Origin of the sequence: Aerococcus sp. HMSC062A02, from assembly GCF_001809535.1 — a bacterium.
Lineage (GTDB): Bacteria > Bacillota > Bacilli > Lactobacillales > Aerococcaceae > Aerococcus.
Map to the genome: position 1 here is coordinate 1 of NZ_KV797909.1, position 1,622 is coordinate 1,622.

Sequence of the window (1,622 nt, forward strand, 5' to 3'; positions counted from 1 at the left end):
TATAAAAAGTCAGCAATAACGAGCTTATCAAAGCTCATGAATCTTTCATGAGAGTTTGATCCTGGCTCAGGACGAACGCTGGCGGCATGCCTAATACATGCAAGTCGAGCGAACCGACGAAGTGCTTGCACTTCTGACGTTAGCGGCGGACGGGTGAGTAACACGTAAGGAACCTACCTATGAGCGGGGGACAACATCCGGAAACGGGTGCTAATACCGCATAGTAATTTGTCAGGCATCTGACAAATTGGAAAGACGGCTTTTGCTGTCACTCATAGATGGTCTTGCGGTGCATTAGCTAGTTGGTGGGATAAAAGCTTACCAAGGCCATGATGCATAGCCGACCTGAGAGGGTAATCGGCCACACTGGGACTGAGACACGGCCCAGACTCCTACGGGAGGCAGCAGTAGGGAATCTTCCGCAATGGGCGCAAGCCTGACGGAGCAATGCCGCGTGAGTGAAGAAGGTTTTCGGATCGTAAAACTCTGTTGTAAGAGAAGAACAAATTGTAGAGTAACTGCTACAGTCTTGACGGTATCTTACCAGAAAGCCACGGCTAACTACGTGCCAGCAGCCGCGGTAATACGTAGGTGGCAAGCGTTGTCCGGATTTATTGGGCGTAAAGGGAGCGCAGGTGGTTTCTTAAGTCTGATGTGAAAGCCCACGGCTTAACCGTGGAGGGTCATTGGAAACTGGGAAACTTGAGTGCAGAAGAGGAAAGTGGAACTCCATGTGTAGCGGTGGAATGCGTAGATATATGGAAGAACACCAGTGGCGAAGGCGACTTTCTGGTCTGTAACTGACACTGAGGCTCGAAAGCGTGGGTAGCAAACAGGATTAGATACCCTGGTAGTCCACGCCGTAAACGATGAGTGCTAGGTGTTGGAGGGTTTCCGCCCTTCAGTGCCGCAGTTAACGCATTAAGCACTCCGCCTGGGGAGTACGGCCGCAAGGCTGAAACTCAAAGGAATTGACGGGGACCCGCACAAGCGGTGGAGCATGTGGTTTAATTCGAAGCAACGCGAAGAACCTTACCAAGTCTTGACATCCTTTGACCACTCTAGAGATAGAGCTTTCCCTTCGGGGACAAAGTGACAGGTGGTGCATGGTTGTCGTCAGCTCGTGTCGTGAGATGTTGGGTTAAGTCCCGCAACGAGCGCAACCCTTATTGTTAGTTGCCAGCATTTAGTTGGGCACTCTAGCGAGACTGCCGGTGACAAACCGGAGGAAGGCGGGGATGACGTCAAATCATCATGCCCCTTATGACTTGGGCTACACACGTGCTACAATGGATGGTACAACGGGCTGCGAACTCGCGAGAGTCAGCGAATCCCTTAAAGCCATTCTCAGTTCGGATTGCAGGCTGCAACTCGCCTGCATGAAGCCGGAATCGCTAGTAATCGCGGATCAGCACGCCGCGGTGAATACGTTCCCGGGTCTTGTACACACCGCCCGTCACACCACGAGAGTTTGTAACACCCGAAGTCGGTGAGGTAACCTTTTGGAGCCAGCCGCCGAAGGTGGGACAGATGATTGGGGTGAAGTCGTAACAAGGTAGCCGTATCGGAAGGTGCGGCTGGATCACCTCCTTTCTAAGGATATAACGGAATACACAATCGTC

Annotated in this window: 1 rRNA gene; it reads left to right on the forward strand. The window is 52.1% G+C overall.

The features are described from left to right. Nucleotides 1-43: 43 nt before the first annotated feature. Nucleotides 44-1,593 (forward strand): 16S ribosomal RNA (locus tag HMPREF2626_RS00825). The last annotated feature ends 29 nt before the right edge of the window (nucleotides 1,594-1,622 follow it).